Raw genomic sequence first — 25028 nt, forward strand, 5'->3', positions numbered from 1 at the left:
AGACACTGAAGCACAAATGAAAACGGCCTGGACAGGGCCAGGCCGTTAAACATTGTAAAGCCAGACTTATTTCAGAACAGCAAGTGCCGCTTCGTAGTTCGGTTCGTCAGCGATTTCGCCAACCAGTTCGCTGTGCAGCACGTTGTCGTTTTCGTCCAGCACCACGACGGCACGAGCGGTCAGGCCTTTGAGCGGGCCGTCAGCGATGGCCACGCCGTAGTTCTGGATGAACTCGGCACCGCGCAGGGTCGACAGGTTCTGTACGTTTTCCAGGCCTTCGGCGCCGCAGAAGCGGGCTTGGGCGAACGGCAGGTCAGCGGAGATGCACAGTACGACCGTGTTGGCCACGTCGCTGGCCTTGGCGTTGAACTGGCGCACGGAAGTGGCGCAGGTCGGGGTATCAATGCTTGGGAAGATGTTCAGTACTTTGCGCTTGCCGGCAAAGTCTTTCAGGGTGACGTCGGACAGATTGCCGGCAACCAGGGAAAAGGCTGGCGCCTTGGAACCGGCTTGTGGCAGTTGGCCGTTGACTTGAACCGGGTTGCCTTTAAGAGTGACTTGAGCCATGAACGGAGTCCTTCTGACGTTGGTGTGGAGAATTTTGACGAGGCCGAAGTTAACCACGAAATTGTCCGACGACCTATGGCCAAAACCAAATTGTCATGTGCTGACGCACAAAATTGGATACATGTTTTTTTCACAGCCACCACAAAACCCTGTGGGAGCGGGCTTGCCCGCGATGATGGCATCAAGTTCAACATCCATATCGGCTGACCCACCGCAATCGCGGGCAAGCCCGCTCCCACAGGTGATCGCAATCCAGCGTACCCCCCTCACCTGCCGTCGCCCGATGTTCATGACGAAAGGCAGCCAAGACAACCCAATGACAAATTTCCTTGCGAGCCTGTCGAATTGCCCCCCAGCCAATCGACTATAAATCGAGTCACTCAATTACAACGGAGACATCACCATGCGATTCATGATCATCATCAAAGCCAGCCAGGATTCAGAAGCCGATGTCATGCCCAGCCAGGAACTGCTGACCGCCATGGGCAACTATAACGAAGAGCTGGTTAAAGCCGGCATCATGCTCGCGGGCGAAGGCCTGCACCCGAGCAGCAAGGGCGCACGGGTAAAGTTTTCCGGAGACAAACACACGGTGATCGACGGCCCCTTCATCGAAACCAAGGAACTGATCGCCGGCTTCTGGTTGTGGAAAGTGAAGTCCAGAGAAGAAGCCATCGAGTGGGTCAAGCGCTGCCCCAACCCGATGCCGGGCACCGAAGCCGAAATCGAGATTCGCCAGGTGTTTGAAGCTGAAGATTTTGGTGCCGAGTTCACACCGGAACTGCGTGAGCAGGAAGAGCGGGTTTGGGAGCATGCGAAGAAGAACTGAAAACGCCAAATCGCGCGGTCATGTCCTTAAGTCCAGTTAATCTAAGGACGTGACCGCAGCACCGTTACTTACCCCTTATACCGGGTACTCAAGGTCGCTCCCGAACATAACGTAGAGCGGTTCGAGCCCAAACTCTGAGGGGAAGACAACAATGTAATCATCTAACAGCTTGTCCACAGCGGCAGAGACAACGCGCTCAATTGCAGGAACCGTCGACACCTGAACAAACCCAAGTCGAGGCAATGAGGCGGGAGACGCGGGCATATTTGTTTCAGGTTTGGCACGGACGGGCCATTGGACCGTTATGGGGGCGTTACCATCACCCGTAAAAACAAAGGTGTCTGTTTGCCGGTCGTACCGTGCTGCTCTGACCCCAATTGGCGCAGCCGATGTTTTTGAGCCGGTTGCTGAAACCTGGATTTGCACCCGCGCCTTGATCTCGCGTAGCCCTCGAAACATCGTTCCCGGTTTAGCGGGTACGACGGTGGCGCCCATTCTGTAAGGAAGGTCGATTTCGCCTCGGCGGGCAGCCAACGTCGACCAGTCCACGCCTTCAGTGGGGAAAAGTTCGGACAAAAACACGCCCAGACCAAAAACCTGCGTATCCGCGCGACTGGAAAACTCAAATTGCAGCACGCCTGCATTGCAGCTTTCGTCTGTCGACTCTCCCGCAGTCTTGCGCCAAGTTAACTCAGCAACAGCAGATCGAATGGCTGTTTGTAGATCCACCCGCTCGGGCCGCAGCAACTCCGAGGCATCCCCCGACAGTAGTAAGTCCGGGCGTTTATCGGCAAGCATCAATGGGGCGGTGATGACTCTTGCCGTTTGCATTACGCCAACGTCCGCCAGCGCTCGTGCGCGAAGCAACTGTTGCTTTGCGGCTATCAACAACGCTTCGGCCTGATCATGCAGCGCACGATGGCGCTGAGTGATTCCCGACCTCTGCACAATGTAACGGTCGTAGGTAGCGCTGATTTGTTGAACGATGCTTTGCCACTGTGCCAAATCTTTTCCCGCAAATGCCAGGCTTGACTGGGCATTGTCCCTGGCGAACCTGACGCGCATTTCTAAGCTTTCAAATTTCCTGATGGCAATCTGTGTTTCATGATGAGCGTTTTCCAGGGATCGGATACTCGTTTCCTGCGCAGAGACAGTCACAGGAACACCCTGTTGAATCTGCGCCTGTTGAATACCCTGCTCCAAAACACCGAACGCAACTGTAACGACACGTTCTGATTCGGCCACGTTTGCTGCGACTTCTTGCACGCTGGCAAGATTGCGGGCGACATTGCTCATCGGTACGTATGGGCGAGAGACCGGTGCAGTCTCCGGTTTGAACCCCACAATGCCTTGTTGTTGGTGCCAGCCCTTGATGTGATGCACCACCCAGTCCGGGCTGTTCTCACCAAACTGGTCGTCCGGGTAAAACAGCAAGTCCGTGCCACTGGGGTGGCCGACAACCCGGTCAAAGTGATTGATCAGCCGATCGTGATCCTGCCTGGGTAAATCCACGGCCCAAATCCGTTCAACCAGGGTTTTGAATTCTGTTGCCGTGTAGTCCTGCAGGGTTGCCTTGAGTTCCATCCTTGGTACTTCCTTGTATTTTCTTGTGAATGGCCGAGGGCCTCGGCACCTGCTCATTGGAAGATGGGCAGGTGCCCCGTTGATTATTCGGATTTGAAGCCTGGTTTGTTATTCGCTGCTCGCCATTCTTTGACTTCCTTCAGGATGCCCTCCGGACTGTCTTCCTGGCCTTCCTTTGGATAGAAGATGACGTCTGAGCGACCGGGATGCTCTGTAATGCGTTCAAAATGTGTGAGGAGGCGATCCAGATATGCCTCCAACGCTTTACCATTTAACCCATTGGGAAAATCGCTAAACCCTCGCAGAAAGGACAAAAACTCCGCTTCGGTATAGTCCTCTAACTTCTCTTTAAAGATCATGACTTCTTTCCTTATGCAGCTGTATATGACGCTGTGGTGTCATTACCGAAATGTTATCAATTCCATAAACGTCGCCCCCCATTGAAACTTCGATATCGTGATGAAGTTCGAAGGTTTTGCGTCCACCACTTTGGTCGGAGAGTTTCGGGTATGCGGATAGCCCCTCTCGCATTCGGCGTAGGTTGTAGTCAGAAAATTGATGCCGCAAATTCTCATCCGCAGCAACGGCCTTCCAAAACGCCTCCCTGAACCGGTGAAAATTGGCAAACTCAGCCCCTCTCAACCGATCCGCAATCTGCGAAGGTATGGGCGCCCCTTCCCCTCGCGCAGCCTCACCCAAACCATACCCCTGAAACCACCTGCCCCACCCCGGTTGCAACCCCCGGATCGTCCCGTCGATCGCGAAACAAAGCATCCGGCGAAGGCAGTTCCATATCCCCCGGAAACCCGGGAATACTCGCACCAATATCCCCTTCATCAACAGCCGGAAACGTCCCGTTTTCAGGTAGGACGGGGACGGCCGGGCTGCCGGGATAAACACCTGGAGCTACAGGCGTTATCGGCGATGTGGTCGAACCAAGCAGTTCACTGCCTGGCGGCACCAAAGGCTTCCACGTGGTGGCCGGCGGAATCGGCCAAGGCACAACTGCCGGTGCGACACCAATCCACCCCTCGGCGCTGCTCGGAGTCTTGATACTGATTTGATCGAGATTGAAAGGATCAGACCAGAACCCCGGCCGCTCCTGATAACGCAATTCGAACTCACGGTTTTCACCGGCCCATGTGCTTCTCGGCGCATAGGGGGCGTAACCTTGTTCGAGGCGCTTCTGGTTAACCTCGTCAAATTGCGAAACAATCTCGTGATGCTCTCCGAGCGTTCGCCAAAACGCTTCGTCGAAGGCTTCGAACGACGTGAACTCCCGACCTCGAAACTGATCGCCGATCAGCGTCGGAATAGCGGCGCCTACAGGCTGTGTAGCGGCTTTCCACCAGTCTGTGGTAACTGGCTGACCTGTTCCCGTGACAACACCGGCGCCCATGGGTGGGGTATTGAAGGACAGATAGATCGGCTCCAGCCCCGGCACGCAAACGATGCAATCCTGAATGCGCCAATCGACACCCGCCGGTATGCCCAGAATCTGTGGTTGGGTGACAGCCAGGGGCTGCGGGTTCGGCACCTGCGCTTGAGGCGCCGTGTCTGGTGCGAATTCCACATAGCGGGTCGGGGAACCGGGAACTTCAGCGGTATACACGCCGGTCAACGGGTCCAGCGCTGCATTGACCACCGGTACCCGGGAGTCGATCTCGACACCGGTGCTGGCGACAATGATCGCAGTGCCTTGGGCCTCGACTACTGGCTTTAAGCGGTACTCAACCTCCACCGAGCCGCCCGCATCAGCGATGGCTTGCAACTCTCGACTGTCATGAAGCTCCAGTGCATGTGCTGGAACGGCAACTGCGTGAAACAGGCGAGCACGTTGTTCAGGCGTTAACTCTCCATTTCCCAGTTCGGATGGATACGCTATCCCACCTACGAATATTGCGACTTGCGAAGCGGCAAGTGTTCCTGCTACTTCGCCCAACAGCACCACTGACCGGCTTACTGCAATTGCCAATGCATCGGCCGCCCCGGCAACCGATGCACTGCCGGGAATGGCAAGCGCCGACACGGCAGCCATCGACGGATTGACTGCGAAACGGCAGGTGTTGGCCTGCCTCACCCGCTCTATGCGTATATCAGCGTCAGCCTGCTGCTTGAACCGCACCCGCGCATCACGCTGCTCGGCAACCTGTCGATGACGCTCCCAGATGGCCTCTCTTTCCCGCCAGACAATGGTCTGCTCTGCGTGATGCCGAGACAGCGTCGCAGACCGCTCCGTCAGTGCCTTGATCTGCGCCGATAACAACTGCGCTTCATGGGCTGCGTTGTAAGCGGTTTCCCAAGCCTGGTGACCACTGTTGAGTGCATCGCCGAACTGATCCAGCCGTGCCATGTAATCGCTGGTCGAACGGACGAGTGGATCGTATCCATCGAATGAGCGGGCTATCGAACCCTGAGCATTGAATTCTGCGGCTTTGCGGGCAATCAGCCCGTCGATTTCGTTTTTTTCCCTGGTGATGAGATAGAGCTGCCAGCGCTCGCTCGGGTTGATAGCAGGTGGCCGTCTTGCAGCCAGGACCTCACCGTCAAGCGATGAGGCAAGCTGTTCAGACCTTGCAGCAAAACTGCGATCTGCCTCGACCTTGAAGGCGCTTTGACGCTGGGCCATACCCTCAAGTTGTTGCTGCCGCGTTTGCAGGCGTGCCTGCTCTTGAGCCGCTTGGTCTCGGGCAATGGCTTCTGCCTGCTCTCTTGCCTGCCTGGCGGCATGCTCCAGCTTGGCCTGCCTCCTGAGCGCCCTGGTCCTGGCGCTGGGGCCACCGAAGTTGCCGGAGGCGCCCACACGGTTGCCGCCAAAACCACCACCGCCCCCACCGCCACCACCCACGGCCGGTGGCCCCGACCTGATGACAACGTCCCCAATTGATCCATCATGCAATGTTCGTTGTGCCATACAGTCTCTCCTTGTCTGTAGGGCACAGCTTGTCTTCGGGGCAGCGATCAGGTGCGGTACATATTTATAGGATGCGATTGGTTTACGGGATCAATGAGGGATCGGATGGGCCGCGCCCTGAAACTGACCCGCCTCGGCCCGCGCCTGCAAACCTTCCTGCGTGCCTGTTCCTGTTACGGCCGTGAACCGGACAAAGATCAGGCGCTACGCCAAATCAGGGAATCCTTGTCTACGCTGCATAGTCAGGCCGGGCGCAACAGAGAATCAGTCACTTGTGCACTGCATCCGCCCAACCCCGTTCACGAGAAGGATTTCCCATGACGAATTCGATATCGTTGCGCCATCACTGCGCATTCAGCTTCCTGCTGACCCTGGCCTTGAGCCTGCCGTTACTGGTTCAGGCGGCCGAGCCGCTATCCTCCTGGAACGAAGGCCTGTCGAAAAAGCAGATCACCGAGTTCGTGCAGACGGTCACCGATCAAAACAGCAAGGACTTCGTAAAGCCCGAGGACCGCATTGCCGTGTTCGATAACGACGGCACTTTGTGGAGCGAGCAGCCGATGTACTTCGAGATGCTGTTCGCCCTCGAGGAAGTCAAGCGCACCGCGCCGCAGCACCCGGAATGGAAAACCACCCAGCCCTTCCAGGCGGTGCTGGAAAACGATCACAAGGCCCTGGCCGCCACTGGCATGGAAGGCCTGCTGAAGATTTTCGCAGCGACCCACTCCGGCATGACCACCGATGCCTTCGATGACTACGCCAAAACCTGGCTGAGCCAGGCCCGCCATCCAAAAACCGGCAAGCCGTACACCGAGATGATCTTCCAGCCGATGCTGGAAATGCTCGACTACCTGCGCAGCCGGGACTTCAAGACCTACATCGTGTCCGGCGGCGACACCGGGTTCATGCGCGCCTTCGCCGAGAAGGTCTATGGCATCCCGCCAGAACAGGTCATTGGCACCACCTTTGTCACTGCCTATCAATTCAAGGACGGCCAGGCGTCTATCCTGCGCACGCCAAAACTGGCCCACAACGACGATGGCCCGGGCAAACCGGAAAGCATCGACGCCGTGATCGGACGCCGGCCAATCCTCGCCTTTGGCAACTCCGACGGTGACTTGCAAATGCTCCAGTGGACCGCCGCCGGTCCCGGTAAACGCTTCATGGGCCTGGTGCATCACACCGACGCCAAACGCGAATGGGCTTACGACCGGCAATCGCAGATCGGTCGTCTGGACAAGGCTCTGGACGAAGCAAACAAACGTGGCTGGACGGTCGTCGACATGGCGTCCGATTGGCGTCGGATCTATCCGTTCGATGCCTCCACAGCCGAGCAAGTGCAATAAAAAGACGTGATGCAGGACTGCAATAAACGTTTGTCGCAGTACATTACCGGTGGTTTGTCGGGGAGTGATTGGGTGCCTTGCCCGCGAAGGGGCCATCAGCCCAACGCAACGTCATTTGACACACGCCGACCATCCGGCAAAGCTGCATCGAGCTTCATCGCGCACCGCAAGGCAATCGCACCTGGACCATGGAAGTCGTGATGCCGAAACATAAAAATAAAGCTGCAAACCCACACCCTGTTTCGCAACCGACCCTGATCAACCGTTATCTGTTCCCGGTCACCATCGGCATCTTGCTGCTCGCAGTGGCAGGTATTGGCTGGTTTTTGCTGAGCAGTACACCGACGCAGCTCCAGCCAGTCCCTGTCAGCGCCCCTGCCGTCGAATCGGCCAAGCCGCAACCGGTCGCTCTCGTGCCTGCGAAAATGGTCGACGAGCAACAATGCCAGGGCTGCCACGGCGAGCAGGTCAAGGACTGGCAAGGCTCCCATCACCAGTTGGCGATGCAGCAAGCCAACGCCGACACCCTGCTCGGCGACTTCAATAACGTCACCTTCAAGACCGAAAAAGAGACCACGGTGTTCTCGCGCAAAGGCGACGAATTCCGGGTCAACACCCCCGGTGTCGACGGCAAGAATGCCGACTTCAAGGTGGCCTATGCTTTTGGCGTCGCCCCCTTGCAGCAATACCTGATCGAGGTCGGCGAAGGCCGCCTGCAGGCGCTCGGCGTAGCCTGGGATACCGAGAAGCACCGCTGGTTTCACCTGTATCCGGGCCAGGGTGTGAACTTCAAGAACCCGCTGCACTGGAGCAAACCGAGCCAGAACGCCAATTTCATGTGTGTCGAGTGTCACACCACCGGTTTCAAACGCAATTTCGATGCGGCGAAGAACACCTTCGACAGTCACTGGAACAGCCTCGGTGTCGGTTGTCAGGCCTGCCACGGTCCGGCGTCCAGCCACCTGGAATGGACGGCGAAGAAAACCGACCTGATCCATGCCGGGTTTGCCGTCGACCTCAAGGACAAGAACGCCACCGTCGAAATCGAAACCTGCGCCCGCTGCCACTCGCGCCGCGCACCATTGGACGACGGTTACACAGTCGGCAAGCGCCTGATGGACGACTACCTGCCGAGCGTTCTGACCCGTGAACTGTACGCGCTGGACGGCAAGATCAAGGACGAAGTGTTCGAACACGGCTCCTTCGCCCAGAGCAAAATGTTCGACAAGGGCGTGCGTTGCAGCAACTGCCACGACCCGCACAGCACTCAATTGAAAGCGCCAGGCAACGGCGTTTGCCTGCAATGCCATAACGCCGCCGGCAAAACCACCGTGGAAGGCGTCGACGGCAAGGGCCTGCAAGCGAAAAACTACGATTCAATCGAACACACGCGCCACACCATGGGCCAACCGGGCTCGCAGTGCGTGGATTGCCATATGCCCGGCAAGTTCTATATGGGCAATGACTTGCGGCATGACCACAGCTTCAGCATTCCCAACCCTGAGCGAGCAAAGATTCTCGGTACGCCGGACGCCTGCCTGACCTGCCACCAGGGCAAGGCCGGCGACAAGATCACCGGGCAATTCAAACTGTGGAACACCGCCAACGCCAGCGCAGTGCAAGCCCCGCGTTACGACGAAAGCCTGTGGCTGATCCGTAACGGTCAACCGGGTGCGGCGCAGGCGCTGTTCGAGCAACTGCGACGCAGCAATCTGCCGGCGATCCAGCGCGCGACGCTGCTCGGCGAATTGTCGCTGTATCCGAGCGAACAAGCGTTGAAACTGGCCACCAGGGACCTGAACAACACGGCGCCTGAAGTACGTGAGAGCGCCATACGCGCGCTCAGCGCATTCCTGCCGCCACCGGAACGCGCGCAGCTGCTGACCCCCTTGTTGAATGATCCTGTCAGAGCAGTGCGCATCGCCGCCGCCCGGGATTTGCTGAGCGTGGCACGCAATGGACTGGGCACCGCCCAGGACAGCTGGAATGTCGCCATCGCTGAATACGAGACAGTCCAGAAAAGCCTGCCCGAACGCGCCGAAGCCAACCTCAACCTGGCCATGCTCTATCAGGCTGATGGCCGCAATGCAGAAGTCGAAGGTTTGCTGCGTACCGCCTTGCAGCGCGATCCGGACTTCTACCCGGCGCTGGTCACCCTGGTGCAATGGCTAGAGGCCAACGGTCTCCGTCAGGAAGGCCATGTCCTGCTGGCGCAAAGCCTCAAGGACCACCCCGACTCCGGCCTGCTGCAACACACCCAGGGCCTTGCGCTGATTCGCGCGGGCATGGCCGCACAGGCCATGCCGTACCTGCGCAAGGCCGCGCAACTGGAGCCACAGAGCGGACAGTTCGGCTATGTGCTGGCGGTGGCCCTGCATGACAGCGGCAAGATTGACGAGGCGTGCGCAGAGCTGGAACGGCTGTTGAAAGAACAACCGTCCAACCGCAATGCCCGCTTGTCGTTGATCCAGTACTACCTGGACAACGGCCAGGAGCCCAAGGCGCAAGTTCTGTTGCAGGGCTGGAAGAAAATGAACATGGGGGATCCGGCGTTGAAATAACAGCTGGCGTCACACCTCAAACGCTTTGCTTGCCCTGGCAAAAGTGTATCGAAACCAAGGCGTGAAATGCTCCGGGTCCCGGAGCAGGCGCGCCTCTATTTGCCCTCGGGACAGGTAACAAAACGCTTGGGCTTCATCTGGGTTCAGTACTGGCAACTGGTCGCTGACCCCATAAAATACGTGACCGTATTCGTGCTCCACCAAGCCTTGGTCAACCTCCAGCCGGTACTTGATCTCAAAGCCCTTGTGTAGCGTACACCTGAGGCCCATTTCCTCTTCAAGTCGCCTCTGTGCCGCTGCAAGTGTGTCCTCCCCTGGGTAAGGATGACCACAACAGGCGTTACTCCAAAGCCCACCACAGTGGTATTTGTCCGCGGCGCGCTGCTGGAGCAAAAGCTCACTGCGCGAGTTGAACACGTACACCGTGACCGCTCGGTGCAACAGCCCCTTTTCGTGGGCTGCCAGCTTTTCCATCTCGCCCACCGGATGGTCATTTTCATCAACCAGAATCACTTTGATCTCAGCCATCACAGCTTCACCAGATGCAACTGGACCATGCGCAAGGTACCGACAACGTACAGTGGATCACCCGCAATATGCGCCAGCTGGGCAAGAATGGAATCAGCCTCTTGCCCAGTACACAGCCCCATCGAGATCAAGGGTTGATGAATTTGCGCAAATGAACGCCAAAGCAGGCTTTTCTGGTAGTCGGTGGCCAGGATTGGCTGGCTGAACGAATAAGCCTTTACCCGGACACTGTCCAGTGCATGAACATAGCTCCATAACGGATCAATACAGTCAAAACGCAAGCCCATCCTCGAGGTCAGTGCTTGTCCGAGAGCGTTCGCACGATCGAGCGCTTCATGGCGTGGATAACAGAAAAAGGGAAATCCCGGCTCTTCGATCAGCAGTGAACCGCCCGGCTTACAGAGTGCCAGAGCGTTATGGAAGAAGGTGTCCCACTCTCTCAAATGCAACAGGAGATAGCGGCAATAAACTGCATCTGCCTGTGGAATATCCCGGGCAGGGTCCAGCACATCATGACGATGGAAGCTGACATTCGGCACGTCAAGCGCCACCCGGTTCTGCTCACAGATAAACAGCTGCTCATCTGATAGATCCAGCCCGTAGACCCAGGCCCGGGAGAACGCCTTCGCCGCCCAGCATGTCAGTTGGCCGTGACCACAACCAAGATCAATCAGAGTACTTGCCTGAGCTGGCAGGTGACGTTGCAGAAAATCCTGGCTGCCTGGATCGTAGATGCTGGCCAGCACTTCGAGGCGCTCGCGATCGGCATCGCCCACGCGCAATAGATAGGACCGGGATTGACTGTCCAATTAAAGCTCCATTTTCAAGGTTTATTTCCGGGTAGGTTCAACGCTTGCTCAGCAGTACCGCCACATGCGAGGGGCAAAGGGTGAAGGCGTAAACTTCACTCGTTTCAACGGCGTCCGGGTCCGGTAGCACATGGAAGTTCCTGGCCAATGTGCTGATGGCCATGAGGCACTCCAGTTTCGCCAGGCGATGACCGGGGCAATACCTAGGCCCGGATCCAAAGGGCATGAAGGCCTTGTGGTTGTCATCGACATAGCGTGCGTCATCGAGCCAGCGTTCGGGGCGCATCTGCCAGGCATCGGTAAAGCAGCCAGACTGCTGTCCCAGGTGGCCCGGCAACAGAAACAACGGGGTGCCTCGGGTCACCGACACATTGTCGATCACCACATCCTGGTTAGGCTCAAGCGTCAGGAGCGGAAACACCGGTTTGAGACGCATGCTTTCCTGTATGACTGCGTTGACGTAGCGCAACTCGTCAATTTGCTTTATGTCGCTCAACCGGGTGCCGGCACCGATGACACTGTCCACCTCGCGCTGCATCTCACGCTGAATATCGGGGTGACGGGCCATGTAGTAAATCGTCCAGGCAATCGTATTTGCAGTGGTGTCCTCTCCCGCCAACAGGAAAGTCAGCACATTGCCGACAATCTCGCCATCGCTCAGGGCTCCGGTGTCATTGTTGTTCTGGTAGGCAACCAATGCTTCAACCATGTTACCCGGGCGCTCGCAAAGCGAGGGATCGGCTGCAATACGCACGCGCGCCTGCGCGATCATTTCATTGACTGTCTGGTTTATTTGCGCAAGGGATGCGTCGAACTTGCGGTCCAACCGAGACTTCAGGTAACGCCAATAGGGAAATATCGCGGCCTGACGCCGCGCAGCCGTGTGCAAGAACTGCGACAGGTGCCCCTGCAGCACGCTGTCCCTGTCATTCAAGGTGTTCAGGTCATGACCAAAGGCAAACCCGGCAACGATGTCGACCGTATAGCTCATCGAATCCTGGCGAATATCAAACGCCCGCCGGGCGATAGCGCGCGCGCGCCAATGGTTCTCAAGGCGTTCCGTGACTATCTCCAGTCGACTCCAGAAATGTTTGACATGCAGTTTGTCAAATGTCGGCACAACCAACTCGCGATGGCGCCGCCACTTCTGTCCCTCGGCCACAAACACGCCATCGGCTCCAACTTCCAGGCCCAGCTCTTCCATTTTGCTCCATCGACGAAACTTTTCCGGACGATTGCGCAACAACTCGCCGATCAGTGCCGCATCGGAAATAACCAAAATACGGCGCCAACCGATTCTGAATGTATAGATAGAGCCATATCGGTCCGCCCACTCGCATAGTTGCCTGTAGACCTGCGATGACTTGAGTTGCAATGCATTACCGAGCAACGGCAATCCGGCGGGTCCGGGAAGTTGTTCAATCGCAGGCATTGCTACCCCCTGGTTCGACATCATTTCGAGAGGTCAGGCGTAAATAGGCATTTTTTAATGTTTGATCGAGTTGCCAATCCTGACTGGCACCTGTGCGACCTCTGCTCTGGACGAGTTCAGCGAGATGCAGACTGTCTTCTTTTCCTTTCCAGTTTTTCCGGTACTCACCCGATTTGTATCCATTGCGTTGTCGAAACACATGCAATTCATATTTTTCGCGGTACGTTGAAACTACAGCGTCCCAGTCACTCAGCCCCGACAGGCAAAATATGCGCTCCAGCACAGGCAAGGCAGCCACTCCAAAAATCGCCAGGCCCGCGAACCACTCCAATAGCTGCAGGACATCACAGGCCTTCAGGTCAATCACGCGCTTGTCGAACAGATAATGTTTCACTTCGGGATCTGATTGCCCGACCAGGGCGCGAGCGGAAATACTCAGGTCACCGCGATTTTCACTGATGTGATGGGAGAGGAAGAAGCTCAATACATCCATGAGTTCATATTGAAACTGTTGCGGATCGGGGGCCTGGGGAGTCCACCACTTCCAGCCGTGATGGTCCATGGCCTCGGCGGTTTCAGCCAGAACGCCACGCAGATAAGGATACCGAGCACGGGACCAGTCCGGATCCACCAGGCAATTGAGACTGTTCTGCCATGAGACCAGCGACAGAGCCTGTTCAAACGAAATTCCCTCCATCCGATGAAACCTCTTTGATCTGACCACCCATTCAAGAGCTGAACAAAGTGTCATCTCGGAATCAGAGCAACTATCAGCTTTTTCGGATATGTACGTAGGAAACCACGTTACAGATTCAGCTACCCTAATCGCCGCTCCCACAGGGTTACCTGCCAATCACAAAATTGACAACAATCAGCTGCGCTCGCGGGGAATCAGACTCTGCAACTGCTGCGCCAGAAAGTTCGCATCGAAGGCAAAGGTGTCCGGGTCTTTCAGGCCATTGGTCTTGCGCCACTGCCAGCTGTCCGACGGCGGCAGGCAAACCAGCGAAACACTGCCATACCGCGCCGCCGTGAATCCCATCACCGCCAACGAAATCTGTCCGCCGACACCCATCACGTCCGGTACGAATTCCACCGGTTTGCCGGCGATCAGGATGCTCAGCTTTTCGGTCTTGAATGGAGAGGTCTCCACCGGAACACTCGGCCCCGACGCGACATACACTTCACGTTTCACTTCGAGCAGGTCAGGTGCCTTGACCGGTTCCAGCCACTGCTGGATCTGATCGAACAGCCCACCAATACGCGCTGTCCAATCGGCCGACTGGGACTCAAACAGTTGCTTCTTGTGCGCTTCGCTTTCCGCGTAGTGGCGCAGCATTTCACCCAGTTGCTGTACATCGTCCATTGCAGTGTTCCTTTGGTTGCAGCGGTGCTACGGACATTGAGCATGGCAGATGCGTGCAGCCGGTGTGCAACTAACAGCCGGGAGGTACGCCAGAAGTTTGCCCTGGGTGACTGACTCAACCGGCCTTGGGCGGGCGACGCAGGCGCGCCATGCTCAAGGTGTCCACCAGCACGCCGTCGCGCACGGCGTAATCACGGAAAAGCCCCTCGGTTTCGAAGCCGAATTTGCGGTACAGGGCAATGGCCGCTTCGTTGTCGGCGTACACTGAAAGCTCGATGCGCTGCAGATTCATCCAGTTGTCAGCGATATCCAGCGCCGTCGCGAGCAGCTTCGAACCCACGCCCTTGCCCTGCCACGCCACCGCAACGCCCATGCCGAAACTGCCGGCATGGCTGCGACGAATGCGTGAGAACTGCTCCAGGCCAATGTTGCCAATGACCGTCCCTTGATGCAGGGCCACCACTTTCAGCAGGCGTTCGTTATCCAGCGCCAGGCGACTGCGCCAGAGCTCGGTGGACTGAAACGGCATTTGCAGGGTTTGTCGGGCGATCTCCGGGTCGTTGTACAGCGCCGTGATGCCTTCGATATGGGACTCGTTGAAGCGCTCGAGGGTGATAACGGGTTCGGTGGCTGGCATGGGTGAATCATCCTTGAAGCAGACATGGCCGTTCACTCTATAACGGACGAAACCTTTGTGGCGATTGCAGCTTGCCAAAACATCTTCATTCAAACCACGCCCGGCGCTCGCTGAAGGTGTTTTCGATCAATTCGACGATCATCCTTACCCGCGCGTCGTCCCCGGAATGGGCGTTGACCGCCATCCACACCTGACGTCGCATCGGCTGGTCAAACAGGCCCGGCAAGGCGATCAGCCCGCGGTCGAAGTGGCTCATGTAGTGCGGCAGCAGACCTATGCAGGCACTGCAACGGATCATCTCCAGCATCAGCTCCCAGGATTGCAGCTGCACCGCTCCGGCCAGGCGCTGATCCACCAGCGCATTCCATGGCCGCAAGCTTTCTACATGGCCGTCCTGCTGCCATTGCACCAGGAGAAAATCGGCCAGGTCATCCAGGCATTCCGGCCTGGAAGCGACCCGCGAGTAGCGCTTGGCAATGTGCGCCAGGTAATCCAGTTGCACCAGACGCCGGGGTTCAGTGGTGGCAAAGCTTGGCCCCGGTAACGGAGACTCGGTCTCGCCCAGCCACACCACCACGTCGGCGCTGACCGCCTGCAATGACAATTCGCTGTCGAGCGTGATGATGTCCAGCCGCACGCTGGCGTTGCGCCGCAGCAGTGCAACCAGGCCGCGTCCGAGAATGTCATGCAGGATCGAATCCGCCACGGCCAGGCGAATCAACGGCTGCTCGATCACCGGCAAATTGCGCTCATGGGCCAGGGCGATCAATTGTGCGTGCAAACGCAAGCCATCGCGGCTGAGGCTGAAACCATTGTCTGAATGGTTGAACAATGAACACTGGAGCTGCGTCTCCAGCAGCACCAGTTGCCTGCGCAGGCGGGTGGCCTTGAGGTTGAGACTGCGGGCGGCCTGCATGAAGCAACCGCAACGGGCGCTGGCGGTGAAACACAGCGCCAGTTCGGGGTCGATACCTGCTGCCAACTGGCGCCAGGAGGTGTTTTTATCAATGGCTACACGATACTCGGTAGCCCCCTGGCGGGTGCTGGTTTCCATGACTGACATCGAGGACTCCCTGTCGATCTGACACTGACAGTTGCATCCTGCGGGTCGTTCATGAACCTGCCATGACAAAGACTCAGGTGCTGGGCGTCTGACGAAAGCTCACGGCCAGGCGGTTCCAGCTGTTGATGGTGGTGATGGCGATGGTCAAGTCGACCATTTCGCTTTCACTGAACTGCTCCCGGGTTTGGGCGTAGACATCGTCCGGCACGTGGCTTTCGCAGAGCAAGGTGACCGCCTCGGTCCAGGCCAGCACGGCTCTTTCCCGCGGATTGAAAAAATTACTGTCGCGCCAGACCACTATGGAATAGAGGCGCCGATCGCTTTCGCCCAGGCGCCGTGCATCCACCGAATGCATGTCGGTGCAGAAGGCACAGCCATTGAGCTGCGAAGCACGAATCTTGATCAGGTGCAGCAGGCCCTGCTCGATGCTCAGGCTGCTGGTCAGGGCCTCCATCGCGATCATGGCTTTCATCGCTTTGGGGGACGCGCTGTAATAATCCAGGCGGGGGGTCATGGAGCGATCTCGTGCAGCATTGATGTGACCTTCACGGTAGTCGCTGGCTCGCAGGCAAGACAGATCCAATCAGGCGATTTCCCCGGGGACCACCGCCACCAGACCAATTGACGATTTTTCCACTGCACAACTTCTGTACCACCAGCTGATAGGGGTAATCTTGCGCGACGCACACGCGCCTCAACAGCCCCGGAGCCTCGCCGGTATGGAACTACATGTTGTCATCAACGGCCGCAAGGACCTGGCCGGCCAGCTGTACAACCAACTGCGCAGCGCCATCGAGTCCGGTCGCCTGACCGCCGGGACGCAACTGCCGCCCAGCCGCTTGCTGGCCGGGCAATTGGGTATTTCGCGCAAGACCATTTCCGATACCTACGCCCAACTGACCTACGAAAACTTCCTCACCGGCGTGGTCGGCAAAGGCACTTACGTCAACGCGCGCACTTCGAAGGTGCAGCGTAAACAGAGCCATTGCGAGCTTGCCGGTTTCGAGGTGATCGAGTCCTGGCGCAACCTGCCGGTGTTTCTGCGTCACCCGACGCTTGAGGGCTCGCTACGCTACGACTTCATCGGCGGCGCCACCAGCAAGGGCCAGTTTCCTCAGGATGACTGGCGACGCTGCACCTCTCACGCACTGCGCCAGATTGCCGGTTCCAAAGGCCTCTACAGTCTGCCAGAGGGTTTGCCAGCCCTGCGCAACGCCATTGCCCGGCACATCGCGTTCTCCCGCGGGGTCAATTGCCAGGATGAGGATGTGGTGGTGTGCAACGGCGCGCAGCAGGCGCTGGACCTGATCGCACGGGTGCTGATCAGTCCAGGCAGCCTGGTCGCCATGGAAGACCCAGGCTACCCACCGGCGCGGCTGCTGTTCGGCAGCCATGGCGCCACGGTGATTGGCATGCCGGTGGACGCCGAAGGCATTGTGGTGGACCAGATTCCTCGCGGTACGCGCCTGATCTACGTCACCCCTTCGCACCAGTTTCCGCTGGGCATGCCGATGAGCCCGGCGCGTCGGGTAGCCCTGCTGGCCAAGGCTCATGAGCTGGGCGCGATCATCATCGAGGACGACTACGACAGCGAATTCCGCTACGAGGGCCGTCCTGCCGACTCCCTGCAAAGCATGGATGAACGGGGGATCGTCGCGTACGTCGGAACGTTCTCGAAAACCCTGTTGCCGGAACTGCGTCTGGGCTATGCGATCCTGCCGCCAGCGATCCTCGAGGCCGTGGTGCGTGCCAAACAGCTCACCGACCTGCACACTTCGACCCTGCCACAATGGGCGCTGGCCAAGTTCATCGCCGAAGGCTGCCTGCTCAAGCACATCCGGCGCTGCCATACGATCTATGCCGGGCGCCGCGAGCGAATCCTGGCGCGCATGGCCGGCGATCTTTCGCCCTGGCTGGAGGCGGTGCCGACCACCGCCGGTTTCCACTTGGTGGTGATGTGCAAAGTGCCGATGGATATTCCATTGGTGATCGAACTGGCGAAAAAAGTCGAAGTCGGGCTCTATGCCATCGACAGCTTTTTCTATCAGCAAGCGCCCAGGGCCGGGCTTTTCTTCGGTTTTGGCGCCATCGAAACCCTCGACATCGACATTGCCCTGGACCGTTTGCGCGACATTCTGCAGCAGGTAGCCTGAAGGATTGGCCTGCGGCTTTATCCGGCGATTGGCTATTGGCGGTCCCCGGGGGCAGGCCTATCCTGCATAGGCGTTATCCCTCAATGAGCAGGATTCGTCCGGCCTGATTCAGGAGTGTGAGCAATGTCCCATGAAGTGATCAATACCGTACAGGTACAGGCCGCCGCCGGCCGCTCGGATGAACTGGGTAAGCAACTGCAAAAGATTGTCGAAACCCTGCGTGAACTACCGGGCTGCGAATCCTATATGGTCGACCGCTGCCCCGAGGACACCAATCGCTGGACCGTCAGCGCCCACTGGCAATCGGAAGCGGCCATGCGATCACATTTCAACTGCCCGCAGGTCCAGGGCTTTATCAGCCTGATCGATAGCCAACTGGCCAATGCCGTGGACTTCAACAGTTTTCCGATCGTTTAAAAACAAGATCAAAAGATCGCAGCCTGCGGCAGCTCCCACACGGAATTCTCCGTAGGAGCTGCCGCAGGCTGCGATCTTTGCTTTTAACGCCGGTTAATTGGTCCCCTCGCCTTCCCGAATATTGGCTGTTTGATCGTTACCACTTGCGCACTACTGTGGATTGCAACAACCAACCACCGCAGGTAACGAACCATGAACGTGTTGCGCTTCTGTGCTGCCCCCCTTGCCGCCCTGGTCCTGATGTTTTGTGCATCGGCTTTTGCCCATGATCCTGCGGAAAAGGTCACTGTCCTGCAGGACGAAATGCTGAAGAACGTCCCCGGTAAAAAAGCGCTGATGATCGAAGTCGATTACCAGCCCGGCCAGTCGTCCATCGCCCATAAACACGATGGCACCACCATGGCCTATGTCATTTCGGGAGCAATCGTTTCTCAGGTCAAGGGCGAGCCGGCGAAAACCTACAAGGCCGGTGAGTTCTGGTATGAGCCGGCGGGGTCGGAACACCTGGTGTCGAAAAACGCCAGCGCAACCAAGCCTGCCAAGTTGCTGGTATTCATGGTTTTGGCCCCGGACGAGAAAGTGTTGATCCCATTGGAACACTGATGGCTGAACGTACAGCTATAAATAAAAAGGCTCGAATCACGGATTCGGGCCTTTTAATTTCCTCACGCAATTAACCGAGAACTTTTAAACCAAACAAAACTATTGGCCACCGGACAAGTGCAGGTATTGGCTATTTAAATAAATCATTCAGGGTTTAGTCTTGAGTCACCGCCGGTACCACGCCGGCAACTTTAACTTTCGACTGAAGTTGTTTCACTGGAGAAACACCATGAAACTTGCGCTTGCCAGTACGTTGACCATGGCTGTTGTTTTAACCGGCTGCTCGATCCCCACCGCGCCCACGGCGATCTCTTCGCTGAACGGTATCTTCACCGAACCGGTGGGCCGCAGCGGTGCCACCAGCATTACCAACGGTAGCCAAGTTTCGTTGGGCGTTATCTACAGCCAATCCACTCAGACCAATCGTGCCTACCTTCGGGATTATCAAGCCAACGCCGGCACCGGTTTCGGCCAGAGCCTGCTGGTGCAGCCGATTCATGACGCCTACGTAGCCACCTCCAGGCCAGACCAGGCCGTGGATTGGGTCAAGGCCTCCCTGCAGCGGCAATTTGGCTCGGTTATCGTATACCCGGACATTCAGAGCCTCAGGGCAGCGAAACCGGATGTGATGGCAGTGGTCGACACCCGCAGTCAACTGATGACCTCCCGCAGTTCGGATATCCAGGCGGATGTCCGTGCGGACTTTTATGACAAGAACTTCAACTACATCGGTACTGCACAAGGGCATGACGCCAAGGCACTAAGTCCGGTATGGGCCGACTATAAACGCAGTGAAGAGATAGTTGCGGACATTAATGAACAACAGAACGTGCAAGTCAGGGCGCTGCAAAAATTTGATCAGTCGCTCAGTAATTTACTGACCAGCCCGACAAGTAATGTCTCGATGAGCACTGAAAATTCTTCAGTCTTCCAGTAATTAGTTGATCCTTAGTCCCCCATCGCGGGCAAGCCCGCTCCTACAAGGTTCTTCGGTGTTCACAAAACCTGTGGGAGCGGGCTTGCCCGCGATGGGGACCTACCCTTCACTGCAAAAATTCAGGAAAAAAAAACCCCGCATCTTTCGATGCGGGGCTTTTTCATTCAACGCCTGATCAGGCAGCCGGTTCCAGCTCGGCGGCGACAGCGGCAGGCACTACCGCTTGACCGCTCAACGCCAGGTCCAGCAGTTCGCGGTTGGCCACCGCGTACATGGCGTAGTCGGTGCCGCTGGCGGCACGGATTTCCACCAGCATGACGCGCCAGCGTTCGATCATGCTCTCGTGCTGATCCATCCACAGCGCCAGGCGTGTTTCCACGTCCCGGGTACCATCGCCCTGTTGCAGGACCGAGATGGTGATCGCACGTTGCTGCCAGTCGACGTCATCGCGGAACGCTTCACGGGCCAGGGCCTGCCAGTTGTTTTCAACCGGCAGAGCGCTGATCTGTTGGATGTACCAGGTGATGTCCAGCGCGCTGCCCACGGCGAAGTAGGCCTTGGCCACCTCTGCCGGGTCCTGGCCAGTCACGTCGGAAGCCTCGATGATCGGCAGCAGGGTATACAGGTGCGAGGTGCCAGCCACCATACGCGCCAGAAGCTCCGGAACACCGGCTTCGACGTAAGCCTGATAACGGCTCTGCCAGTTTTCACGGATCTCGCCACTGAGCAGCTCGTCGAGCTTCAGACCCAACTCCTTCAGGTGCGGACCGAAGTGCGCGACGTCACGTGCAGCGTTCTGCTCGTTGCGACGGGCACGCAGGAACCAGCGCGTGGCGCGGCGGCCCAGACGCATCAGCTCGTCCATCAGCTCCAGTTGCACGTCGGCGGAGACCTGGTAGTCCAGGTTCTCGATCTGACGGAACCAGTGCGGGAGGTGGAAAATGTCGCGCACGATCACGTAGGCGCCGGCCACGTTCGCCGGGCTCATGCCGGTCGACTCTTTGAGTCGCTGAACGAATGTGATGCCCATGTGGTTGACCAGGTCGTTGGCGATCTGGGTGCTGACGATTTCGCGCTTCAGACGGTGACGACGCATCGCCGCGGAGAACTTGCTCACCAGGGTTGGCGGGAAAGCGGTTTCCATGTCGCGGGTCAGGTAGTCGTCGTCCGGCACCAGGGAGCCCAGCAGCTGCTCCTTGAGGTCGATCTTGCTGTACGAGATCAGCACCGACAGCTCGGCACGGGTCAGGCCATGGCCTGCCGCGATGCGCTCGTTGATTGCATCTTCGGCCGGCAGGAACTCGATGGCGCGATCCAGCTTGCCACGGCCTTCCAGGTCGTTCATCAGGCGCTTGTATTCGGCAATCCGCGGCAAGGCGCGACGGGCTGCCAGGGACAGGGCCTGAGTCTGCTTGTAGTTGTTGCCCAGCACCAGACCACCGACTTCGTCGGTCATGCTCGCCAGCAACTGGTTACGTTGCTTGTCGGTCATGTCGCCGGCCTGAACCACTTCGTTCAGCAGGATCTTGATGTTCACTTCGTGGTCGGAGCAGTCCACGCCACCGGCGTTGTCGATGAAGTCGGTGTTGGAACCGCCGCCATTGAGGCCGAACTCGACGCGACCCAGTTGGGTCATGCCCAGGTTACCGCCCTCGCCCACGACTTTGCAGCGCAGTTCGTTGCCGTTCACGCGCAGTGCATCGTTAGCCTTGTCGCCGACATCGGCGTGGCTTTCGCTGCTGGCTTTGACGTAAGTACCGATACCACCGTTCCACAGCAGATCCACCGGAGCCTTGAGCAAGGCGTTCAGCAGTTCGGTCGGGGTCAGCTTGTCGGCCTGGATATCGAAGCGCTCTTGCATCTGCGGGGAAATCGCGATGCTTTTCGCGCTGCGCGAGAAGATGCCGCCGCCTTCAGACATGATGCTGGTGTCGTAGTCCGACCAGGCCGAACGCGGCAGGTCGAACAGGCGCTGACGCTCGGCGAAGCTCGATGCCGTCTCCGGGTTCGGGTCGATGAAGATGTGCAGGTGGTTGAACGCTGCGACCAGTTGCAGCTTGTCGGACATCAGCAAGCCGTTACCGAACACGTCACCGGCCATGTCGCCGACGCCCACCACAGTGATGCTGTCTTCCTGGACATTGATGCCGCGCTCGCGGAAGTGGCGCTGTACGCCGACCCACGCGCCCTTGGCGGTGATGCCCATCTTCTTGTGGTCGTAACCGGCCGAACCACCGGACGCAAACGCGTCACCCAGCCAGAAGCCGTAGTCGATGGCAATGCCGTTGGCGATGTCGGAGAAGGTCGCAGTGCCCTTGTCCGCAGCCACTACCAGGTACGGGTCATCGTCGTCATGACGCACGACGTTGGCCGGCGGCACCAGGGCGCCGTCCTTCAGGTTGTCGGTGATGTCCAGCAGGCCGGAAATGAAGATGCGGTAGCAGGCGATGCCCTCGGCCGCGATCTCGTCACGGCTGCCGCCCAGTGGCAGGCGACGCGGCAGGAAGCCGCCCTTCGCACCCACCGGCACGATCACCGAGTTCTTCACTTGCTGGGCTTTTACCAGGCCCAGGACTTCGGTACGGAAGTCTTCTTCACGGTCGGACCAGCGCAGGCCGCCACGAGCCACGTTGCCGAAGCGCAGGTGCACGCCTTCGACGCGCGGCGAGTAGACGAAGATTTCGAACTTCGGTACCGGCTTGGGCAGCTCGGGAATCAAGTGCGGGTTGAACTTGAAGCTGAAGTACGACTTGTTATGGCCGTTGGCATCGGTCTGGTAGAAGTTGGTGCGCAGGGTGGCCTTGATCAGGTCCAGGTAGCGACGCAGGATGCGGTCTTCGTTCAGTACCTGAACGTCATCCAGGGCGCTGAGAATCGCGTGCTCCAGGCGTTGCTGCTTGTCGTCCAGATCGTCGCTGGCCAGCTTGCGTGCCAGGTAGAAACGGGTCTTGAACAACCGGGTCAACTCGCGGGCGATGTCGGTGTGGTTGTTCAGGGTGCTGGCGATATAGCCCAGGTCGAAGCCCAGACGGATCTGCTTCATGTAGCGGGCGTAGGCACGCAGCAGCGCCACGTCGCGCCATGGCAGGCCGGCGGTCAGTACCAGACGGTTGAACCCATCGTTCTCGGCATCGCCACGCACGATGTGGACGAATGCGTCCTGCAGCGTGTCGTTAAGCTGCTGGATGTCGAGTTCCAGGCCTTCGGCGGCAGTGAACGCGAAATCGTGAATCCAGAACTCGCGACCACTGTTGTGGCGCAGGCGGTACGGGAACTCACCCAGCACGCGCAAGCCGAGGTTTTCCAGGATTGGCAAAACGTCGGACAGCGCCAGCGGGGTATCGGCGTGATACAGCTTGCAGTGCAGTTCGCGCTGGCCGGACACCTGGCCCAGCGGCTGGTAGAAGCTCATCACCAGCGGATTTTTTTCGTTCAGGCTCAGCAGGTGCTGCATGTCGACCACAGCCGAGTGGGCTGCGAAACGCTCGCGGTAGCCGGCCGGGAAGCCTTTCGGGAAGTCGGCCAGCACGTTGGTGCCGTGGGCTTCGCCGAAGCTTTCGACGGTCAGGGCGGCGTAGTCGTCCTGCCAGCTGCGGCAGGCCTGCACCACTTCTTTTTCCAGCAGCAGCGGATCGATGTCGAGGCGGTTTTTCGGGTCGACGCGCAGGATCAGCTGCACGCGGGCCAGCACGGACTCGGAGAAGAAGGTCCAGAACTCGCAGTCGGTGGCTTTCAGGCGATCCATCAGCACTTGCTGGATCTTCTGGCGCACTTCGGTGGAATAGATGTCACGCGGCACGTAGGCCAGGCAGTAGCAGAAACGGCCGTACGGGTCTTTGCGCAGGAACACGCGAATCTTGTTGCGTTCCTGGATCTGCACGATCGACATCACGGTGCTGAACAACTCGTCCACCGGGGTCTGGAACAGATCGTCGCGCGGCAGCACTTCGAGCACCTGCGCCAGTTCCTTGCCCAGGTGAGCCTTGGCCTGGAAGCCGGAGCGGTGTTCGATTTCCTCGACCTTGCGGCGGATGTACGGGATCACCCGCACGCTCTCGCCATACACCGACGAGGTGTACAGGCCCATGAAACGGCATTCCTTGATGACCTTGCCATTGGCGTCGATTTCGCGGATCGACACGTAGTCCGGGTAAGCCGGACGGTGCACACGGCTTGGGTGCGCGGCCTTGGCGAACGTCAGCAGGGTCGGTTCGCGCAGGTAGTTCACGGCGTAGTCTTCGATGCGCAGGTCATCGTAGGTCAGGCCGGCGCGCAGCAGCTTGGTCAGGCCAAGGAAGGAGTCATTGTCGTAGACGATGTGGCCGCCATCGGCTTCATCGCTGACCACGAACTCTTCGTAGCCGAGGAAGGTGAAGTGGTTGCCCACCAGCCATTCCAGAAAGCTCTTGATTTCGTTCTTTTCGTCGGCATCGACGGCGAACTGGCTGTTGTCCAGCTTGGTCAGGATGTCCTGGACCTTGGCCTTCATCGGCTCGAAATCGCCAACGGCAACGCGGACTTCACCGAGCACCTGCTCCAGCTCTTTGCTCAGGACATTGAGCTCGGCAGTGTTGGCGCAGCGGTCGATTTCCAGGTACATCAGCGACTCTTGCTGAATGTCGTCGCCCTGGGTGCCTTTAGGCAGGATTTCCAGCAACTCGCCCTTGCTGCCACGACGCACGCTGAGCACGGTGGTTTGCAGGGTATGGATGCTGTAACCGCGGCGGTTCAGCTCGGTACGCACCGAGTCCACCAGGAATGGCAGGTCGTGGTGCAGCACTTCGACCGCGGTGTGGGTCGACTGCCAGCCGTGGCGTTCGTAATCGGGGTTGTAGACGCGCACTTGCGGCTGCGCGTGATCGAAGCGCTCAAGCAGGCGCCACGCAGAAAGGGTGCAGCCAGCAAGGTCGGACAACCGACGCTGCGTCAGCTCGTCAAGGGAAATGATGCCGAAGAATTGTTCAGCGAACAGCGCCACTTGTGGCAGTGCCTGTTCACTGATGTGCTGCGCCAGTGCCGCTTGCAGTTGGTGCTGGAAGTCGGCTTTGCTGGCTGCGGTGAAGAACGCCATCTGTGGTACTCCGCTTGGGCTTGTTATTGATGGAAGCGTCGCGTGCAAAACCCCTGTTCGGGGCTACCCGTCACCCTGTTCCTGATTCTCGGGCAGAGGAAACAGGGTGACAGGTGGGTGAAGCTGGACGAGACACTCAAGTCACATTCACCTTCCGTGAATGGGCATCTGCAAAAACGACTGGGCCGGGTGCAGCGCAATGTCTTTACGG

Annotated in this window: 21 protein-coding genes and 1 pseudogene; 8 read left to right on the plus strand and 14 right to left on the minus strand. The window is 58.3% G+C overall.

What is annotated here, in order from left to right:
• Positions 1-66: 66 nt before the first annotated feature.
• Entirely contained in the window at positions 67-567 is a 501-nt protein-coding gene (gene tpx, locus AC1DKH_RS21930) for a thiol peroxidase (RefSeq protein ID WP_477754059.1), read from the minus strand.
• Between the two features lie 403 nt (positions 568-970).
• Here tpx and AC1DKH_RS21935 point away from each other — a divergent pair, with 403 nt between their 5' ends.
• A complete protein-coding gene (locus AC1DKH_RS21935) occupies positions 971-1396 on the plus strand; it encodes a YciI family protein (RefSeq protein WP_477799281.1) in 426 nt (141 codons plus the stop codon).
• Between the two features lie 75 nt (positions 1397-1471).
• Here the strand turns inward: AC1DKH_RS21935 and AC1DKH_RS21940 are convergent, their stop codons facing one another.
• The 4 genes from AC1DKH_RS21940 to AC1DKH_RS21955 all read right to left on the minus strand — a co-directional run bounded on the left by AC1DKH_RS21940 (position 1472) and on the right by AC1DKH_RS21955 (position 5894).
• On the minus strand, positions 1472-2980 hold the full coding sequence (locus AC1DKH_RS21940) for a bacteriocin immunity protein (protein WP_477799282.1): 1509 nt from the start codon (positions 2978-2980) through the stop codon (positions 1472-1474).
• 83 nt (positions 2981-3063) lie between these two features.
• Positions 3064-3339 (minus strand): bacteriocin immunity protein, encoded by a 276-nt coding sequence (locus AC1DKH_RS21945; RefSeq protein WP_477799283.1) that lies wholly within the window; start codon positions 3337-3339, stop codon positions 3064-3066.
• A complete protein-coding gene (locus AC1DKH_RS21950) occupies positions 3329-3754 on the minus strand; it encodes a hypothetical protein (protein ID WP_477799284.1) in 426 nt (141 codons plus the stop codon). The genes AC1DKH_RS21945 and AC1DKH_RS21950 overlap by 11 nt, the downstream gene beginning before the upstream one ends.
• Positions 3672-5894 carry an S-type pyocin domain-containing protein gene (locus AC1DKH_RS21955; RefSeq protein ID WP_477799285.1) on the minus strand — a complete coding sequence of 741 codons (2223 nt, stop codon included), beginning with the start codon at positions 5892-5894 and terminating at the stop codon, positions 3672-3674. The genes AC1DKH_RS21950 and AC1DKH_RS21955 overlap by 83 nt, the downstream gene beginning before the upstream one ends.
• Positions 5895-5996: 102 nt before the next feature.
• On the opposite strand from AC1DKH_RS21955, the pseudogene AC1DKH_RS21960 reads away from it, so the two are divergent.
• From AC1DKH_RS21960 to AC1DKH_RS21970, 3 genes and pseudogenes are all read left to right on the plus strand, one after another.
• Positions 5997-6215, plus strand: a pseudogene (locus tag AC1DKH_RS21960) (BatD family protein); the annotation flags it as partial.
• Entirely contained in the window at positions 6212-7240 is a 1029-nt protein-coding gene (locus AC1DKH_RS21965) for an HAD family hydrolase (RefSeq protein ID WP_477799286.1), read from the plus strand. The pseudogene AC1DKH_RS21960 and the gene AC1DKH_RS21965, both read left to right, overlap by 4 nt.
• 200 nt (positions 7241-7440) lie before the next feature.
• Entirely contained in the window at positions 7441-9801 is a 2361-nt protein-coding gene (locus AC1DKH_RS21970) for a tetratricopeptide repeat protein (RefSeq protein WP_477799287.1), read from the plus strand.
• A 9-nt stretch (positions 9802-9810) separates the two neighbouring features.
• Here AC1DKH_RS21970 and idi read toward each other — a convergent pair whose 3' ends face one another.
• From idi to AC1DKH_RS22010, 8 genes are all read right to left on the minus strand, one after another.
• Positions 9811-10329, minus strand: a complete 519-nt coding sequence (gene idi / locus AC1DKH_RS21975) for an isopentenyl-diphosphate Delta-isomerase (RefSeq protein WP_477764146.1) — start codon at positions 10327-10329, stop codon at positions 9811-9813.
• Positions 10329-11138 carry a class I SAM-dependent methyltransferase gene (locus AC1DKH_RS21980; protein WP_477799288.1) on the minus strand — a complete coding sequence of 270 codons (810 nt, stop codon included), beginning with the start codon at positions 11136-11138 and terminating at the stop codon, positions 10329-10331. Before AC1DKH_RS21980 ends, idi begins: the two co-directional genes overlap by 1 nt.
• Before the next feature lie 37 nt (positions 11139-11175).
• The gene (locus tag AC1DKH_RS21985) at positions 11176-12570 is read right to left on the minus strand and encodes a cytochrome P450 (RefSeq protein ID WP_477799289.1); all 1395 of its coding nucleotides are present in this window, start codon (positions 12568-12570) and stop codon (positions 11176-11178) included.
• Positions 12557-13267: a dUTP diphosphatase gene (locus tag AC1DKH_RS21990; protein WP_477799290.1), complete on the minus strand. Its 711-nt coding sequence runs from the start codon at positions 13265-13267 to the stop codon at positions 12557-12559. Before AC1DKH_RS21990 ends, AC1DKH_RS21985 begins: the two co-directional genes overlap by 14 nt.
• A gap of 174 nt (positions 13268-13441) precedes the next feature.
• Positions 13442-13936, minus strand: a complete 495-nt coding sequence (locus AC1DKH_RS21995) for a hypothetical protein (protein ID WP_477799291.1) — start codon at positions 13934-13936, stop codon at positions 13442-13444.
• A 115-nt stretch (positions 13937-14051) separates the two neighbouring features.
• Positions 14052-14573, minus strand: coding sequence for a GNAT family N-acetyltransferase (locus tag AC1DKH_RS22000; RefSeq protein WP_477799292.1), 522 nt, complete (start codon positions 14571-14573; stop codon positions 14052-14054).
• Positions 14574-14658: 85 nt separating this feature from the next.
• On the minus strand, positions 14659-15636 hold the full coding sequence (locus AC1DKH_RS22005; RefSeq protein WP_477799293.1) for a LysR substrate-binding domain-containing protein: 978 nt from the start codon (positions 15634-15636) through the stop codon (positions 14659-14661).
• Between the two features lie 73 nt (positions 15637-15709).
• A complete protein-coding gene (locus AC1DKH_RS22010; protein WP_477799294.1) occupies positions 15710-16150 on the minus strand; it encodes a carboxymuconolactone decarboxylase family protein in 441 nt (146 codons plus the stop codon).
• A 205-nt stretch (positions 16151-16355) separates the two neighbouring features.
• Here AC1DKH_RS22010 and pdxR point away from each other — a divergent pair, with 205 nt between their 5' ends.
• The 4 genes from pdxR (at position 16356) to AC1DKH_RS22030 (ending at position 19746) form a co-directional block, all read left to right on the plus strand.
• Entirely contained in the window at positions 16356-17789 is a 1434-nt protein-coding gene (gene pdxR / locus AC1DKH_RS22015) for a MocR-like pyridoxine biosynthesis transcription factor PdxR (protein ID WP_477754546.1), read from the plus strand.
• A gap of 123 nt (positions 17790-17912) precedes the next feature.
• A complete protein-coding gene (locus AC1DKH_RS22020; RefSeq protein WP_108215849.1) occupies positions 17913-18206 on the plus strand; it encodes a putative quinol monooxygenase in 294 nt (97 codons plus the stop codon).
• Positions 18207-18398: 192 nt separating this feature from the next.
• Positions 18399-18809, plus strand: coding sequence for a cupin domain-containing protein (locus AC1DKH_RS22025; protein WP_477799295.1), 411 nt, complete (start codon positions 18399-18401; stop codon positions 18807-18809).
• A gap of 229 nt (positions 18810-19038) precedes the next feature.
• A complete protein-coding gene (locus AC1DKH_RS22030; RefSeq protein WP_477799296.1) occupies positions 19039-19746 on the plus strand; it encodes an ATPase in 708 nt (235 codons plus the stop codon).
• 175 nt (positions 19747-19921) lie between these two features.
• Here the strand turns inward: AC1DKH_RS22030 and AC1DKH_RS22035 are convergent, their stop codons facing one another.
• The gene (locus tag AC1DKH_RS22035; protein ID WP_477799297.1) at positions 19922-24817 is read right to left on the minus strand and encodes an NAD-glutamate dehydrogenase; all 4896 of its coding nucleotides are present in this window, start codon (positions 24815-24817) and stop codon (positions 19922-19924) included.
• Positions 24818-25028 lie beyond the last annotated feature (211 nt).

The organism is Pseudomonas sp. 05L36 (assembly GCF_056398125.1).